The following is a 17,685-nucleotide window of genomic DNA, read 5'->3' on the forward strand; positions in this document are numbered from 1 at the left end:
GCTGTGTTCTTAAGCGTTTTGGGTAATCCTAAATTATGGCAACTCTATACGTCAATCCAGCTACTGGAAGTGATAGCGCTGATGGTAGCGAATCTACGCCCTTTAAAACTATTACCAAAGCCTTCGAGTCAGCTGGTTCAGGTGACGAGATTCAACTAAAACCTGGTACTTATAATACAGCCAGTGGTGAAACCTTTCCGCTGAAAGCTCCCTCCGGTGTACAAATTATAGGTGATGAAGCAAACAAAGGCAAGGACATCTTAATTGAAGGCAATGGGTTGTTCAACACCCGTTTCGGTGGTGGTCAAAACGTGACCCTTATCCTAGCTAAGGATACCGAACTCAGGGGAGTAACAATGACCAATCGGGAGCGCCGAGGCACTGGTGCCTGGATTGAGTCTGGTAGTCCTGTTGTTGCTAATTGTACCTTCAAAGAGTGCAATCGTGAAGGGGTTAATGTGACAGGTGAGGCCACACCAGAAGTTAAAGATAATAATTTCATTGGTAGTGGTATAGAGGGTCAAGGGATATCGATTACCAGGGATGCCAAAGGGAACATCCAAGGGAATACCTGTAAAAAAATGGGTAATGGCATTGCTGTTGATAGTAATGCAGCGCCAAGGCTGGTCGAGAACCAAACCTCTGAAAACATCTTTGGGATAGTGGTTTCTGGGGACGCTCGACCGATACTGCGTAAGAATCGGATGGAAAACAACGACAGATTTGGTCTGTCAGTTTCGGGCAAGGGTTTGCCAGATTTGGGAACCACAGGAGACCCAGGGGAAAACGTACTGCGTAACAACGGTGAGTTTGATTTAAAAAATTACACCACGGTTAAGCTGATTTCAGTGGGCAATTTTTTAGTTGCCTCAAAAGTCAGTGGTCCGGTTCAAATTGATGACGCGATCACTAAGGTGCCTGATGATACCGATAAAGACACTGATACCGATAAAGACACTGATACCGATAAAGACACTGATACCGATAAAGACACTGATACCGATAAAGACACTGATACCGATAAAGACACTGATACCGATAAAGACACTGATGGAGAAAAGAAAAAGTTAACCGATATTGCCGGTCATTGGGCAGAGGATTTCATCAAGGGATTGTACAGTAAAGGATACATTAGTGGCTTCCCTGATGGCACCTTTCAGCCAGAAAAAACAATGACCCGTGCTGAATATGCGGCCTTGTTGGTCAACGCTTTCAATCCTTCAGCTGAAAGGGATGCCAAGGATTTCAGTGATGTTGCTTCCAATTATTGGGCTTACGAAAAGATTAAACAAGCCTATCGTGGTGGATTCCTGTCTGGCTACCCTGGGGGGACATTCAAACCCGCAGACAAGGTCCAACGTGCCCAAATAATTGTTTCACTAGTGAATGGGTTAGACTTAACGGCTGCTAGTCCCAATGCCTTACAAGCCTATGATGACAGCGGTTCCATTCCTACCTACGCCATTGAGGCTGTCAAAACCGCAACCAAAAAAGAAATTATCGTAAATCACAGCAATCTCAGGCAACTCAACCCCACTCGCAATGCTACCCGTGCTGAAGTAGCTGCGATGGTTTATCAAGCCTTGGTGGATGCTGGAACAGTCAGCGCCATTACTAATCAATATATTGTCAAATTTGACGACGACGGGATACCCACATTCGCAGACATTCAAAACCACTGGGCGAAAGAGTTTATTCAAGGATTGTTGGCAGAAGGTATGATTTCAGGTGTTGACAACAGTAACTTTAAACCTAACGATAAGATCAACCGTGCTCAATATGCTGCCTTGATTAGCAAAGCCTTCAACCCTGCACCGAAAGCGGAAAGGCCAGCCAAGCAATTCAAAGATGTCAGTGATAAGTCTTGGGCTAAGGATGCAATTCAAAAAGCCTATCGCGGTGGATTCCTCTCTGGTTACGCTAATGGCAACTTCGGACAAGCCGATAATGTCAAGCGAGCGGATGTGATTGTTTCCTTAGTAAATGGTTTGGGTTTAAAAGAATCGGATCCTAATGCTTTGGATCTCTATGATGACAAAGGAGATATTCCCAGCTATGCCACAGATCAAGTAATAACCGCTACTAAAAAACTGATTGTGGTCAATTCCCCTGACCAGAGGAAACTCAATCCAGTGCGTGAGGCCACTCGTGGTGAGGTAGCTGCGATGGTTTATCAGGCTTTGCTGGATCAGGGCACACTAACCGCTGCTGTGAATAGTGAGTACATTGTGGTTGGTTGATTTATAGTTTCGATCTCACGGGAGTTAGATCAACTAAATCTTTCTGAAAACATCAGTAGCCTGCTGAGTGCAGGCTTTTTTTTGTATAGCGCCATAGCTGTAAGCGATTGACCGTAGGTCACGCTACGCGATGGTCCAATGGAGCCGCTACGCGAACGCATTTCGATTTAGCTATCAGCTATCAGCTAAAGGCTGACGGCTGAATGCTTATGACGGCTGAATGCTTATGACGGCTGAATGCTTACCAGAGAACAGGGAACAATGATTTTCCAAGAACCGATCAGAGGTACAAATCATGCATAACAATCGTAGAGCGATGCTCTTAAGGCCAAAGGCCACGCGGGGCGCGTTCAGAGCCGCTACGCGATCGCTTACAGTCAATTTTATTCCCCCTACTCCCTACTCCCTACTCCCTACTCCCTAAAACCTAGGAATAAAGTACCTCACAGAAATTTAGAACTGCTATAGTTCACATCACTATCAATTCAGCAATGCGCTTGAGAATCCTAAGCACATTATACCAGTCATTGCCACGATAGAGGGTAAACTCATCGGAAAGAGCATACATCGGTCTACCGGATTTGGTTAGTTTCAAAAACCGGAAATTAGTACCATTAGTCACCAAGCCAAAACTAGGGCGCAACTGATTAGGATTAGCCATCATGTAGGTCAATGCCTGAGGAATTGCTGACTTGAGAGAGAATCCAGCTTGTTTTGACTCAATCACTAATACCCAAAACTGGTCTTGTAGCACCAGCACATCAATACGCCCTCGCAGGATTTCGTGCTCCTCAACAGCGGAAATCTCTATTGCAGCCTCTGTCTTGAGGTGAAAGGGAGAACCATAAAAGCCCGCTAGTCCTAACAAGGGAGACAGCACTACCATTTTGACAATGTCTTCCACCATCGGATACTGTTCCAGGTATAGTATTTGAGCCTTAATTTGCTCTAAGGACTGCCGTTCAGTGTCGGTAAGTTCTGATAACTCCTCCTGCCACTCTCGGAAAAATTGGTCATCCTCGGCTGAAGTCAGGTCAAATTTGACCTTCACATCATGCAAGCTAAGTTCTGTTGCTGGAATCGTCTTCACCATCTCGATTGAGCCAAGGTCTGTCTTAACTTCTCGGGAAAACTATGATCGCCGACCGCGAAAGCTAGTTAGGGCTTACCACTAGTTTGTCAGTTAGACTTCCCATAGCTCCAGGCTCGACCTACTAATGCGATCGCTAAAATAACCGTTGGAGCCAGTACACCAATCAACCCATTAACGGATGTAGCGGGAATGGGTAAACTGGGAGCAACGTATTTAATAATAACAGCTATTATCGTGGAGAGGATGACGAGTTTGATAATGAAGCTGAGCTGATTATCCATGTTGCCATTGCCCTATTGCTATTACTATATTTTCATTGGTGGATAACAACTAAGAAATGTCATGATAAGAGGTAAAACTACCAAATCATGGGGTTTGAGGGATTATCAAGGCAAGCTACGGATGAAACAGCATGTGAAAAACACTAAATCTACCGAAAATCAAGATATTCAGCGCCTACAGCTATTTATTTACCTTGTCCCCATCTTTGGCTTGTTTCCAGCACTGTGGACAGTGTACCACTCTCAGGGAACCAGAGAGGAAAAAACCGTCAGTCGCTTGTCGGTCACCTTGGCCTTTGGTTGGTTGCTAGGGTACAGTTTATTATCAGCAGGAGCACAATTGTCGGAATTTTGGACATTACGCTTGCTGTTTCTCAATGCTATGCTGACATCTGGCTATTTTCTGGTCAGTTTCGCTGTGATGGTGCGCTTATGGCAGCGCCAGTCACCACGCTTGCCTGGGATTAGCCGGATCTCTGAAGGAATCCTGGGCAAGTATTTGTCCTAGTTTAGGGGTTTACTAAAAGAAATAATGTACTCTAATGATGGTTTTGACTGAAGGATTGGGCAAGGTTGATCGAAAATTTACCTGATCAGGCAGCAACCTGTTATAAAACCTGCTATAGAGTATTAATACTAAACCTTAAGATGGAAGATCCAGGTCAACCATGTGAAACCGGTCAGGAGTGAATAGTCTTCTTCTGTCAATACCATCCCTATTGCCTGTGTGTGAGGAAGCCCAGTGCCAGTTCAAAGAACTTATCGAAAACGCCGTGTAGTGAGAAGACCTACTCGCCCCGTTCGCAGAAAAAAGGTAAAAGTCAAGCGAGGGAATTTGCTCTGGCTTTGGCTAGGTTTTACCGCAGTGGCAATGTCATCTGCGGCAGCAGGTGCAATGCTAGCTGTATCCCTGGCAAGTACCCCTTTGCTGCAAAGTGAACTGACTCCGGACGAGAAATCTGTATTTAACCAAGAGGAAACCATCTCCAGCAACACCATGCACTTGCCGGAGTTGACTCGACCAGTTAATATCTTATTTCTTGGTATCAAAGTCCTAACCTCTGATCTAGATAAACCCCCAGAAGTAGACCTGGGATACCACGCTCTGGTCAATTCCTTAGAGGGTTTGTCAGATACCATGCTCCTGCTACGGTTTGACCCAGACGGGGAAAAAGTCAAAGTTCTTTCCATGCCTCGTGATACTAAAACTCGTATTGAGAAACATGGTAACATTAAGCTCAATGCTGCCAATTATTTCGGTGGACCTGCACTCACAGCGAAGGCGGTCAGTGATCTTCTCGATGATGTGGCCATTGACCGTTATATCCGAGTAAACGTTCAGGGTGTGGAAAAACTGGTGGATGCCTTGGGAGGAGTTACGGTCTATATTCCCAAGGACATGAAGTACACTGACCACTCTCAACACCTTTATATCAACCTCAAAAAAGGTAGACAGCACCTGAATGGTGAGAAGGCGATGCAGTTCCTGCGGTTTCGCTATGACAAATATGGGGATATAGGTCGAGTTCAGCGGCAACAAATGCTGATGAGGGCATTGGTAGAACAGGCACTAAAACCTAGCACTATCGCACGAATCCCACAAATACTCTCAGTTATTCAGTCCCACATTGACACCAACTTAAGTATAGAAGAGCTAGTGGCATTAGGGGGTTTTGCCACCAAGACGAAACGAGCCAATGTCCAAATGCTAATGCTGCCTGGTCGGTTTAGCAACGATGGCAAGAAACAAGCCAGTTACTGGTTGCCAAACCACCGCCGCATCCAGGAGATGGTGGCTCAGCACTTTGGTCAAGGCTATGGCTACTACTCCAATGCCAACTCCACATCCCTGCGGATTGCGATTCAATACACTACAGATTCTTCTCAAGTCGCTAAGGCTATGCTCCGCAACCTCAACCGAGGTGGCTACCAGAATGTTCGTATTGATCAGAAATTGTCTAGGGAACCATTGCGCACCACTCGCATTATTGCCCAACAGGGAGACGATGAAAGTGCTGGCACTATCCGTAACTATTTGGGATTTGGGGAAGTGCGGGTAGAAAGCACTGGCGCTCTTTCCTCAGATATTACTATTCAGTTGGGTCAAGACTGGCTACAGAAACTGGATTCTCAAGAAAAAGATAGGTTTTCCAGCTTCTAGCAAGGCTAATTATAGGGCTAGTGGACAGTTAATCCTACTTATAATAACTCGACAAAAGCCTTAACTTGCAAATCAATGCCAGTAATGGCAGTGCCGACAACAACCGCATAGGCTCCCAATTCTAGAGCAGTTTGAGCCATCTTGGGGGTGGCAATACCTCCTTCGCAAATGGCTGGGATATCTAAATGCTTCACCAACTGGCTGAGTAGGCCAAAGCCGGGAGGAGAGAGATGGCTGGTTTGAGCAGTGTAACCATAGAGGGTGGTACCAACTAAATCCACGCCAGCGGCTTGTGCTGCGATCGCACTCTCAAGGGTATCCACATCTGCCATCACCGGTTTACCCAGTGTATCGTGAATCTGCTTAATTAAACCTTGAACTGTTTCCCCTCCAGGACGTTCCCGTAAGGTGGCATCAATGGCAATAATATCAGCACCAGCGGATGCGATCGCTTTGGCATGGTGAAACTGGGGAGTAATATAAACCTCAGACTCCGGTAACTGTTGCTTCCACAAGCCAATAATTGGAGCAGTGGGACATTGACTACGGACAGCTGCCACATGGTCAGGTGTATCAATACGCACACCCGATGCCCCCTGATTTATCGAAGCTTGTGCCATAGCGGCAATCACTAGGGGGTGGTGCAGGGGTGAGTCACGGGGTGCCTGACAAGAAACAATTAGACTATGACGAATTGAATTGAGATAATTAGCTGCCATGTTGTTGGTGGTTACAGTAAGTGATGATCGATATATAGAGGTTTCACAGCATTTATAAAATAGGTAAGCTACAGAAGTTTTGGATTTTAGGGAATCGGGAATCGGGAATCGGGAATCGGGAATCGGGAATCGGGAATCGGGAATCGGGAATCGGGGAAAAATTATGTGTAGCTCATAAATCTAATAACCGTTATATAGTAATTGGTTTAAGCACTGGGTTTATTGTATTATATTACCTCCAGATAATTACCCTTAATAAAAATATTACCATCTCCCGATCTCCCTATTTACCCATCTCTCCATCTACCAGCGCCACGGACTATTACGGAGATCTGCTTGGTAGTTGTATGTGTTTTGTTTTGACTTTATCGCTTTTTAAAATCAGGTCATTTTAAGGGTAATTATCATGTCATTGAGTCTAATTTTATGCTGAATTTCAGTCTTTATATTTCCAGTTATAGCTGATTAATCAAGCTTTGTTGCCCAAGCAGAATTTCCACCAGTTTTTCGTTGATAAACTGGCGCGATTCCTCAGCCAAAAGACGTAGAGTGGCTTTACTCATCAATGGCTACTTTAAATTTTATGCTTTTGTCAACCCCTATACCTAAATCCTTACACTATATTTATCTACAATCAAGATTTATTGGCTTGACAAGATATTGATTTATTGTGCGTCTGTAAGCATTCAGCCGTCAGCTATCAGCGTGTCGCGTATCAGCTAATGGGCTACGCCCACGCTACACCGAACAGCTAAAGGTCTGTGGCCACGCTACACCGAACAGTTTATGCCCATAGCTTAGGCTACTAATGGTGCTTGTGAATAAAATAAGCTGACGGCTGACGGCTGATAGCTGAATGCTTACGTGCGTATCTATCCAGATAATCTTTAATTAAAGAATTAAAGATTCTGTAAAAATTTTTTTTTTTTGCGGTAGATATACGAAATCCAGCTATCTTAAAATTAGCGGCAATTAGCAGTAATTTTTAATCTTGACTATGGGGAAGTTACGGAAAAAATATGTAGCTAAAATAAATAATTAATCGCTCTTATAGCCCGTTTTAAAAATTATTTACTGGCGATAAATGAGGGAATTACTTGAGGAATTACTTTAGACGAAAACCTCTGAATCTTGGGGATAACTAAAGTAAACTACCCGCATTTACCAAACCATGTAGCTACTTTTCAAACACCTTCTTAGAACAGATAGAGTATTTTACTGCATCTACCACATTAGCGGTTGGGATGCAATCTTAACCTAAGTACTAACCTTATGAAAAATCATTTATCTAACTTAAAAGTGGTTAGAAATCTCAAGCCTCGTCAGCTTGGTCTAGCAGTAACCACTTTCGCTGCCCTAGGATTTACCATGTCTGTGCCTGCTGCAGCAGGAGAATTTCGCACCATTAACGGATTTGGTAACAACCTAAATGATGCCACATTGGGTCAAGCGGAAACAGAACTGCTTCGCCTTCTAACTCCTGCTTACGAGGATGGCTTCAATGCACCAAGAATAACCGGTAGCACCGGCAATCTTCTGCCTAACCCCCGTGACATTAGTAATACGATTGTGCCCCAGAAGGAATTAGTACCTAATTTCCTGAACGCCAGTGACTGGATCTGGCAGTGGGGGCAGTTCATAGATCACGACTTGGATTTGAATGAGGGAGGCTTAGATCGCTCACCAGAAGATTTCACCCCCATCCCAATTAACCCTATTGACATTGCTACTGGTCTTCCGGATCCACTCGCGCCATTGATACCCTTGATCAGGGTTCCTGCAGCTCCAGGCACTGGCACTGGACCTGGCAATCCGCGCCAGCAGATCAACCAGCTAACTTCTTTTATTGATGGTTCACAGGTCTACGGATCTGATTCAGTGCGGGCGGAATTTTTGCGTACTAATGACGGTAGTGGAAAGCTCAAGAGCCAGAGTATCAATGGCCAAGAGCTACTGCCTTTCAACACTGGCGGATTTCCTAATGCCAACACTACCCCTCCTATATCAGGAGAAGAGTTGTTCATCGCTGGCGATGTTCGTGCCAACGAACAAATTGGCTTAACCGCAGCTCACACTTTGTTCGTACGGGAGCACAATCGTCTGGCTGAAGAACTTGCTGAAAAAATTGACGCTGGCGACCCGGTCATTTTGGAGAAGTTACATCAGTCAGGACTTGATCAAGGCGACTTTATCTACGAATCAGTCCGTAAGGTCGTTGGTGCTCAGATTCAGGTAATCACATACAATGAATTCCTACCGCTGCTCATGGGGGATAGCCTTTTGGAGGATTACTCTGGCTACGATCCCACAGTTGACCCACGTATCAGTGTGGAATTTGCCAATGCTAACTTCCGCGTTGGCCACACTCTTCTCTCCCCAGAGCTTCAGCGCATTAACAATAACGGCACTTCCCTCGGAAGTATCTCCCTTGCCGATGCCTTCTTCAATCCCCAAGAAGTGATTGATAATGGCGTCGATTCACTGTTTTTAGGTTTAGCTTCCCAGGTGGCTCAAGAGGTTGACAATCAGATAGTGGACGAGGTGCGGAACTTCCTTGCCCCGATTGCCACCGGTGGCTTTGACCTTGCTTCAATCAATATTGCGCGGGCAAGGGAAGTTGGCCTTCCCGGCTACAATCAGGCTCGTGTGGAACTCGGTCTGGATCCGGTCACTGCCTTCTTGACCACCGATACCGAACTTGGCATTACTTCTAACCCAGAAGTAGCAGCTCTATTTGAAAAAATCTACGAGTCTGTAGAGGATGTGGATTTCTGGATTGGAGGAATATCTGAGGACTCCTTCAACGGTGGCTTGGTCGGTGAACTATTCAATACGGTCATCTCAGACCAGTTCAGGCGGGCACGGGATGGTGACCGGTTCTTTTTCCTCAACGATCTTGAGCATCTGCTGGCCTTGGCTCCAGATCTAGAAAGCACTCGCCTCTCGGACATTATTCGCCGAAACTCAACGATTACCAACATCCAGGCTAATGCTTTCGTTGTCCCAGAAGACGTGCCCGAACCTAGCACGATCATTGGCTTAGTTACACTCCTAGGTTTAGCAGCTATAGGGCAGCGCTCAGGAAATAGGAAATAGGGAATAGGGAATAGGAAAACAGAGGGGTCTGATCAGGGTAGGTTTTTAACAAAAAGGTGAGTGTGGGGTCTAGGGGGTGGGGAGTGGGGAAAATAGAAGGGAATTCCGAGTTACCCGAGCAAAAACGTTCCTTCCGCAACCTGATTAAACCGTGCCTTCTTGATGCAAAGCGCGAGTGGGGAAAACCCCCGTCAGGCCACTGGATCGCTACCAACGTTTCAAGCTCCTGATGTTTACCAACACCCTATACCCCACACCCCACACTCAGTAAGGCGCTCAATGCTATTTGTCACCCCGTCATCTCCCTATCCCCCCACAGGGCAAACGCATCTTATTTTTGTACATGCTGGCGGGGCAAGGATTTCAGATATCGAGTGCTGTTTTTAATCAGTTGGTAAAATCCTTACTGGATAAGGGTTTTGGAATTTAGATGGGTTTGCCCTGTATCCCCCCAGGGTAAGCTCATCTAATTTGGTATAAAATGTACTTGACACAAACTATAGTGTATTTTATAATAATCCATCGAAGTCAATCAAGGGGGGTAAAATTCAAGCTACAATCCTTACCGGGTAATAGTTCCAGCCTATCAGTTACAAAAAGATAGATGGTGTTTTGAGCACGACCATAGAGGTAGTTATAAGGGTTTGAGCTTCCATAACATCATTCGTAGGGTCAACTTGGAAGTTGATCTTCCCTGAGATAATTGGCATCAAAGCCTTAAACTATCTTTAATATAGCGCATAGTCTGCCATCTTTGGAATAAAACGACTCGTGAAGTTCAATTTTATCTAACTTCTATGTTAGGGGATTAGTAAGTTCTTTGTTGTGCTATTCGTCAACATTGGGGTATTGAGGATCAACTCCATTGGAGTTTAGATACTATTTGGAATGAAGATCAATGTCAGATCCTTTCCTTTCATAGTCCTCGGAATTTTGCTCTACAAGGAGCGGGCGGATAGCACTTAATGCTCTTAATCAGGAGAAAACCTTCAATAGCAGTCAACACCTTAAAAGCAAACAGGCTCTTATGAGCAATGATTATATCATGACTGTTATCAGTGTTAACTTATAAGATTTTGAAACAGCCCTGTTTAGTAAGGGGGGAAGGCAGGGTAAGCGCAAGAATCAATAAGCCTAGGCTTATTGATAAAAAAACCGCGCCATTCTCAACAAATTAATTCTATTGCGAGTACAGTTCTACGAGATTATAGGGGTTTCGAGCCACGATCAACCGATATCCACCCAATGCACATTATGGGCCTTTTTTTCTTGCGCTTACCCTGGGGGGGAAGGGAGCACCGGAGCACCGGAGCACCGCAACAGGGCACAGGGCACAGGAAAAAAATCCTGTGTCCCTCATTAGAGTGGAAAAAGCTATAATTATCTACAATCAAGACGTAAGCATTCAGCTATTAGCTATTAGCTTATGGGTTAGGTTCGATGCCTCGAAGCCTGAGCCACAGTACTTTTGAATAAAATAAGCTGAGGTTAAGTCACAGGCTGGAAGCCTGAGCCACAGTACTTTTGAATAAAATAAGCTGACCACTGACAGCTGACAGCTTACTGGTATTGAAAATTTCCTGCATAATCCTTGGTAGTTCCCCCGATAAGTTTATAGATACTCAGAAATCAGCTATTGGCACTAAGCATTCAGCCGCTAGTGCCTTAGCTACTGAATGCTTGCATCAAGACTTATTAGTTTAACAAGATCTTGATTGTTTTGCCGTGTTTATCCTGACATTTTTTCATTAAATAATTAAAGTTTCTATAAAGTTTTTTTATTTTTTGGTCGCAGATAACTGTATTTCAGATATCTTTAATGTAGGAGGACATAGCAGTAATCTTTGATCTTGAATATGGGGTAATTACGGAATCAATAATTTCTGTAGCTAAAAGAAATACGTAGAAATACGTAATCTTTCTTATAGCACGTTTGGAAAATTATTTACTGGCGCGAAATGAGGGAATTACTTCAAGTTTTTATTTATATAAAAACTCGTAAAGTAAAACCATTTAATATTGGGGATAACTAAAGTAAACTACCCGCATTTACCAAACCATGTAGCTACTTTTAAAACACCTTCTTAGAAGAGATAGAGTATTGTAAGCATTCAGCTATCAGCTATTAGCTATTAGCTTATGGGTTAGATCCGATGGGTCGAAGCCTGTGCCACACTACTGTTCGCGCAGCGTGCGCGTAGGGCAATTGGTGCTTTTAGGTGCGACCCGTGGCGAATTTAATTCTTAATACGGAAAGTGCACCTTTGAATAAAATAAGCTGACCGCTGATGGCTGAGCACTCATGGCTGACCGCTGAATCGTTACTCGTATTGAAAGTTTCTTTCATAATTGTTGCGGCTTCGCCCGATAAGTATATAGAGACTTAGAAATCAGCTATTAGCACTCAGGATTCAGCATCTAGTGCCTTAGCTGCTGAATGCTTACAGAGTCTCTTACTGCATCTACCACATTAGCGGTTGGGATGCAATCTTAACCTAAGTACTAACCTTATGAAAAATCATTTATCTAACTTAAAAGTGGTTAGAAATCTCAAGCCTCGTCAGCTTGGTCTAGCAGTAACCACTTTCGCTGCCCTAGGATTTACCATGTCTGTGCCTGCTGCAGCAGGAGAATTTCGTACCATTAACGGATTTGGTAACAACCTAAATGATCCGACATTGGGTGAAGCCGAAACAGAACTACTTCGGCTCCTGAGTCCTGAGTACGAAGATGGCTTCAACGCACCAAGAATAACCGGTCCGACTGGCAATGTTCTGCCTAACCCCCGTGACATTAGCAATACGATTGTGCGCCAGAGTAAATCCGTGCCTAATTTCCTCCGGGCCAGCGACTGGATCTGGCAGTGGGGGCAGTTGATTGATCACGACTTAGGTCTGAATGAGCCAGGGCCAAATAGCCCACCAGAGGATTTCATCCCCATCCCGATTAACCCGATTGACATTGCTACTGGTCAGCCAGATCCACTGGCCGGATCTTCTGGTTTTATACCCTTTGTCAGGGTTCCTGCCGCTGAAGGCACTGGCACTGGCCCTGGCAATCCGCGCGAACACATCAACGAACTGACTTCTTTTATTGATGGTTCACAGGTCTACGGATCTGATCAAGTGCGGGCGGAATTTCTACGTACTAATGACGGTACTGGAAAGCTCAAGAGCCAGATTATCAATGGTGAAGAGCTACTACCTTTCAACACTGCCGGATTGCCTAATAGTAACACTAACCGGTCTGGAGCATTACCACCAGAAGAGTTGTTCATCGCTGGGGATATTCGTACCAACGAACAAATTGGCTTAACTGCAGCTCACACCTTGATGGTGCGAGAGCACAATCGTCTGGCTGAAGAACTTGCTGAAAAAATTGACGCTGGCGACCCGGTGATTTTGGAGAAGTTAAAAGAGTCAGGACTTGATAAAGGTGACTTTATCTACGAATCAGCTCGTAAGGTCGTTGGCGCTCAGATTCAGGTAATCACATACAATGAATTCCTACCGCTATTCATTGGCGATAGCCTTTTGGACGATTACTCTGGCTACGATCCTACAGTTGACCCAAGTGTCAGTCAGGAATTTACCAATGCTAACTTCCGTGTTGGCCACACTCTTCTCTCCGAAGAGCTTCAGCGCATTAACAATAACGGCGATTCCGTCGGAAGTATCTCCCTTGCTGATGCCTTCTTCAATCCCCAAGAAGTGATTGATAACGGCGTCGATTCACTGTTTTTGGGTTTAGCGTCCCAGGTCGCTGAAGAGGTTGACAATCAGATAGTGGACGGGGTGCGGGACTTCCTTATCCCGAATGGTATCGGTCAAGGCTTTGACCTCGCTTCACTCAATATTGCCCGGGGAAGGGAAGTTGGCCTTCCCGGCTACAATCAGGCTCGTGTGGAACTCGGTTTGGCTCCGGTCACTGGCTTCTTGACCACCGACAGCGAACTTGGCATTACTTCTGACCCAGAAATAGCAGCTCTATTTGAAAAAATCTACCAGTCTGTAGACGATGTGGATTGGTGGATTGGAGGAATATCTGAGGACTCCTTCAACGGTGGATTGCTCGGTGAACTATTCAATACAGTGATCTCAGACCAGTTCAGGCGGGCACGGGATGGTGACCGGTTCTTTTTCCTCAACGATCTCGATCATCTGCTGGCCTTGGCTCCAGATCTAGAAAGCACTCGCCTCTCGGACATTATTCGCCGAAACTCAAGCATTAGCAAGATCCAAGATAATGCTTTCGTTGTCCCAGAAGACGTGCCGGAACCTAGCAGCATCCTTGGTTTAGTTACACTCCTTGGTTTAGCAGCTATAGCGCAGCGCTATAACTTTCCACCAAAGCCATAACCCTGTACAATAAATCCATGGGTTCGATCGGTTTATATAAGTAATCATCCACTACCTCCATCATTTCTTGTTGCTCTACTTTTGGCAGGCTCGGAATCGTTAAAGCCAGAATTTTTACCCCACCGGTTGTGGAGGATTGACGCAGCCATTGAGTCATTTCGTAACCCTCCCTAGTCGGTAACTGCCAATCAATAATGATCGTCTGGGGCTTAAGCAATGCAATTTGTTTGATGGCAGTGGAACCATCAATCAACCAAATTACTTTATAGCCTGCTGCGGTCAAAATTTCGCAAATTAGGGTAGCCATCTCTTCTTGGTTTTCCACTAAGGCCACAGTGCCTTGAGCTTTGAGAGTTAGGTTGGACTTAGGCATAGCTTTTCCTGAAGTCGCTGGTACCATGGGTTGAGTGGGCAACCAAACTGTAAAACAAGACCCCTCTCCCACTACCGATTCCACCTCAATTTTGCCCCTATGGAGTTCGATCAGCTGTTTGGTTAAGGCTAACCCCAAGCCAGTTCCTTCATACTTGCGACGGTAGGGCGTTTCTAGCTGCTGAAACTTTTGAAACAGTAATGGTAACTGGTCTTGGGCAATACCAATGCCTGTATCTTCCACTTGAAACACTACTAACTGATTTTCTGGCCAGACCCGTAGGATTACTTTACCCCCCTCTGGGGTAAATTTAATCCCATTGCTTAAAAGGTTAAACAAAATCTGTTTAACCCGCCGTTGGTCTGCAGAAAAACAGTCCCTTTCTGGTGGCACTCGCCAATCTAGCTGTAGAGTCACCTGCTGTTGGTAGGCTTGTTCGTTTAGGCTACTCAATACCTGATTGGCTAGCTTACTTAAGGAAAATTTGCTGATAGTCAGGACTAACTTTCCTGCTTCAACCTGAGACAAATCCAGAATATCGTTGATCAGTTCTAGCAGGTGTTGCCCATTGTCCTGGATAGTTTTTAAATAGCGCTGTTGCTTGTCCACAGGTAATCTGTGGGAACTGTCCTGACCAAAACACCAGCGCAAGAGTGTAGCTGCCATCCCAATTACGCAGGTTAGAGGGGTGCGCAATTCATGACTCATGGTAGCTAGAAACTCACTCTTAGCAAGATTGGCTGCTTGAGCAGCTTGCAAAGCATCCCGGAGTGCTTGGGTGCGCTCAATTACCCGTTGTTCAAGGGTGTTGTTTTGGTGCTGCACTTGGGCGTATAACTTAGCTTGATAGATGGCAACGGCTAGGTGTTCTGCAATTGCCTGGAGAAAGTTTTTTTCACTGTCCTGCCATCGCCTTGGCTCGAAACACTGATGGGCAATTAGTAGGCCCCACAGGTTGTTTTGGACAATAATTGGTGCTACTAACTTGGCTCGTACTTGATGTCGGTGCAACAGGTCAAGTAAGCAATTATGGGTATTATAGGTTCGATCAACATCATCAACAGCAACCGTTGACCCTCGCTGATATTTATGTGTACAGTTCGGTACATGGGTTAAGCATTCCTCCTGCTCAATCACATTCAGCACTGATGGGATAGCATCGGAGACTTTAGCTTCGTAGGTAATACAACCCCAGCCTAATTCAGTGGCAGCAGGTGCTGGCTCTAGTGCTGTGGGACTAGAGGTGTAAGGGAAGTCAAATTGATAGATTACTAATCGGTCTACTTCTAGGAAGTGTCGTACCCGTTCAACTGCTGTGGTCAGGATCAGCGGTAACTCTTGGCTTTGACGGATTTGACTGGTCACCTGATTGAGCAATCGCTCCTGCTCAACCTGCTGGTGCAGTGCTTCGGCTACGGGTTGACAAATGGACCCATAGGGATAATCTGGCTCTGCTAATGGTGGAGCATCGGTGTTGTAGTTATCCGTGTTGTAGTTATCCGTGTTGTAGTTATCCGTGTTGTAGTCACACAGAATATCGATTAATGATAGGGTAAATTCGCTCTGGATAGCTGGATTATTGGGTTTGAGGGAGGCTTGAGCCCTCTTGATTAGGTTGAGAACATCCTGAGAGGTTTCAAATTCTGATGGTGAGGTTAGGTAGGAGTCTTTGAGATGGGTAAGAAAGTTTGCGATCGCATCCGGAGCGAAAGTTAATCCCACTTGGTACAGTCTCATCAGAGATTCATACCCAGTTAAGGTCTCCGGTTGGGCTTCCCCCCACAGCAGACAACTGAACTGTTCTGATCCGATCAGGGTAAATCTCTGGCTCTGAGTCTGATTAATCACCCTCTGATTCAACAACAGATCAGACTTTAGGAGTATTGCCTCTTCGCCCAAAGTTGACTTTATCTGGTCTAATCGCTGATCCAGACGCTCGAACACAGCCAAGGGCAAAATTCTGAGGAATTTTGGATTACTAAATAATTTGGTAGGTGGAATTAAGGATAACACCTGCTGCCTGGTCCGCTAAATTGCCTGAATGGTGTGGATAGTAGCTTATTTGATAGTAGTTGATTTTTGTCCACCTGCTGATAAGTATTCCCCTATTTTACCAGATTTTAGCGTTGCGTGCAGTGTAGTAAATGTGGTAAATGTTGTAAATGTGATAAATGTAGTAAATGGGCGCAGGGAGAGGGTAGAAGTAATTGGTTTGGTAGGTTAATAACACACCAAACTAAATTGCGATGCTCCTTTGGAGCCGCTACGCGATCGCACTAGATTTAATGAAGGGTTGACATCAAGAATAAGGAGTAAAAATGGAATAGAATAGATGAATATATCAGATTAATAGTCATCAAACATGACACCATAAGAAAGATTAACTCAAGTAGAGAACTTGTTAGAGACAGCAGCACGATACATTAATCGTCACTCTCAGACCATCGAGCAAAATCAAGCAGAAATTACTCAATTACGAGTTTCTCTGAATGAGACCTTAAAATTGTTTTCGGATTTGGCAACCTATCAACGTCAAAGTCAAGAGGAGATTATTCAAAATCAAGAGGAGATTCGTCAAAGTCAAGCAGAGATTCGCCAAAATCAAGAAGAAATACGACGGATTTGGGAATATTTATTAAATCAAAGCGGTAATGAATGAAACGGGCAAGATGCCCGTTCCACGGAGGGAATTAAACCTCTAGCGGTTTGGGAGTGTAAACATAAAATTGATGGATAAAGGGCACCATCCCCCTGTCGTGATTGGCCTTTGGGCCACGCTACGCGATGCTCGGTACGAGCCGCTACGCGAACAGAAAACGTGAATTTTTTTTGCATTCGAGAGCAATAGTGTGATCACCTAGATAGAATTTAGACTGGAAAACGTGCTGGCTACTCGACCTGGGTAGCCGGAAAAAGTCAATCAGGGAATCTCCATCTCATTTCTTTGTTGACGTTCGAGTAGAAACCTCGATGATAAACAACAGCTGTTCTGTGCTTGATTCCCTTTGCAATCTACAACCAAATCCAAACCAAGGACACCAAACTGGTGCTACTAGTCAACGCCTAATACCTAGTGCTTCATACCTAGTGCTTAGAGTCTAATCGAGAAAAGTGCGGGTCAACTTTCTCTAAAATACTGGGTTAGGTTGTTGAGCGCCTCTGTCGCACTTTCAATCGCTGAAGCTAATTCTTCAATGCGGTCAGAGTGAGCTTTACCTTCAATTTCTTTTTTCAGCAGTTCCTGTAATTTCAGAATCAATTCTTTTTGGTAGCTGACTGAATGGGTAAAATCTGTGGATTCCATCATTGGACTTAAATTAATTATATTACCTGATAGCTGATAGCTTAAGCTGACCACTGAATT

Annotated in this window: 12 protein-coding genes; 7 read left to right on the forward strand and 5 right to left on the reverse strand. The window is 44.8% G+C overall.

Annotated elements, in window-relative coordinates:
- Positions 1-35 precede the first annotated feature (35 nt).
- Both F6K57_RS12465 and F6K57_RS12470 read left to right on the forward strand, forming a co-directional pair.
- The gene (locus tag F6K57_RS12465) at positions 36-2,240 is read left to right on the forward strand and encodes an S-layer homology domain-containing protein (protein ID WP_293067986.1); all 2,205 of its coding nucleotides are present in this window, start codon (positions 36-38) and stop codon (positions 2,238-2,240) included.
- A 295-nt stretch (positions 2,241-2,535) separates the two neighbouring features.
- Positions 2,536-2,664 (forward strand): hypothetical protein, encoded by a 129-nt coding sequence (locus F6K57_RS12470; protein WP_293024958.1) that lies wholly within the window; start codon positions 2,536-2,538, stop codon positions 2,662-2,664.
- A 45-nt stretch (positions 2,665-2,709) separates the two neighbouring features.
- Here F6K57_RS12470 and F6K57_RS12475 read toward each other — a convergent pair whose 3' ends face one another.
- Complete coding sequence (locus F6K57_RS12475) at positions 2,710-3,333, reverse strand: type I restriction enzyme HsdR N-terminal domain-containing protein (RefSeq protein ID WP_293045054.1); 624 nt, start codon at positions 3,331-3,333, stop codon at positions 2,710-2,712.
- 86 nt (positions 3,334-3,419) lie between these two features.
- Positions 3,420-3,614 (reverse strand): hypothetical protein, encoded by a 195-nt coding sequence (locus F6K57_RS12480; protein ID WP_293067990.1) that lies wholly within the window; start codon positions 3,612-3,614, stop codon positions 3,420-3,422.
- A gap of 61 nt (positions 3,615-3,675) precedes the next feature.
- On the opposite strand from F6K57_RS12480, the gene F6K57_RS12485 reads away from it, so the two are divergent.
- Both F6K57_RS12485 and F6K57_RS12490 read left to right on the forward strand, forming a co-directional pair.
- Positions 3,676-4,122, forward strand: coding sequence for a hypothetical protein (locus tag F6K57_RS12485; protein ID WP_364302573.1), 447 nt, complete (start codon positions 3,676-3,678; stop codon positions 4,120-4,122).
- A gap of 234 nt (positions 4,123-4,356) precedes the next feature.
- On the forward strand, positions 4,357-5,775 hold the full coding sequence (locus tag F6K57_RS12490) for an LCP family protein (RefSeq protein WP_293067993.1): 1,419 nt from the start codon (positions 4,357-4,359) through the stop codon (positions 5,773-5,775).
- A gap of 38 nt (positions 5,776-5,813) precedes the next feature.
- On the opposite strand, the gene F6K57_RS12495 is transcribed toward F6K57_RS12490, so the two are convergent.
- Positions 5,814-6,494 (reverse strand): N-acetylmannosamine-6-phosphate 2-epimerase, encoded by a 681-nt coding sequence (locus F6K57_RS12495; protein ID WP_293067996.1) that lies wholly within the window; start codon positions 6,492-6,494, stop codon positions 5,814-5,816.
- A 1,272-nt stretch (positions 6,495-7,766) separates the two neighbouring features.
- On the opposite strand from F6K57_RS12495, the gene F6K57_RS12500 reads away from it, so the two are divergent.
- Complete coding sequence (locus F6K57_RS12500; protein WP_293067999.1) at positions 7,767-9,590, forward strand: peroxidase family protein; 1,824 nt, start codon at positions 7,767-7,769, stop codon at positions 9,588-9,590.
- A 2,510-nt stretch (positions 9,591-12,100) separates the two neighbouring features.
- Positions 12,101-13,948, forward strand: coding sequence for a peroxidase family protein (locus F6K57_RS12505; protein WP_293068003.1), 1,848 nt, complete (start codon positions 12,101-12,103; stop codon positions 13,946-13,948).
- Here F6K57_RS12505 and F6K57_RS12510 read toward each other — a convergent pair.
- A complete protein-coding gene (locus tag F6K57_RS12510; RefSeq protein WP_293068006.1) occupies positions 13,911-16,277 on the reverse strand; it encodes an ATP-binding protein in 2,367 nt (788 codons plus the stop codon). The two genes, F6K57_RS12505 and F6K57_RS12510, sit on opposite strands and share 38 nt — an antisense overlap.
- 442 nt (positions 16,278-16,719) lie before the next feature.
- Between F6K57_RS12510 and F6K57_RS12515 the strand changes: the two genes are divergently transcribed.
- A complete protein-coding gene (locus F6K57_RS12515; RefSeq protein WP_293068009.1) occupies positions 16,720-16,980 on the forward strand; it encodes a hypothetical protein in 261 nt (86 codons plus the stop codon).
- Positions 16,981-17,439: 459 nt separating this feature from the next.
- Here the strand turns inward: F6K57_RS12515 and F6K57_RS12520 are convergent, their stop codons facing one another.
- A complete protein-coding gene (locus F6K57_RS12520) occupies positions 17,440-17,628 on the reverse strand; it encodes a hypothetical protein (protein ID WP_293026661.1) in 189 nt (62 codons plus the stop codon).
- Between the last annotated feature and the right edge of the window lie 57 nt (positions 17,629-17,685).

The sequence above is a fragment of the Moorena sp. SIO4A5 genome (assembly GCF_010672005.1).
GTDB lineage: Bacteria > Cyanobacteriota > Cyanobacteriia > Cyanobacteriales > Coleofasciculaceae > Moorena.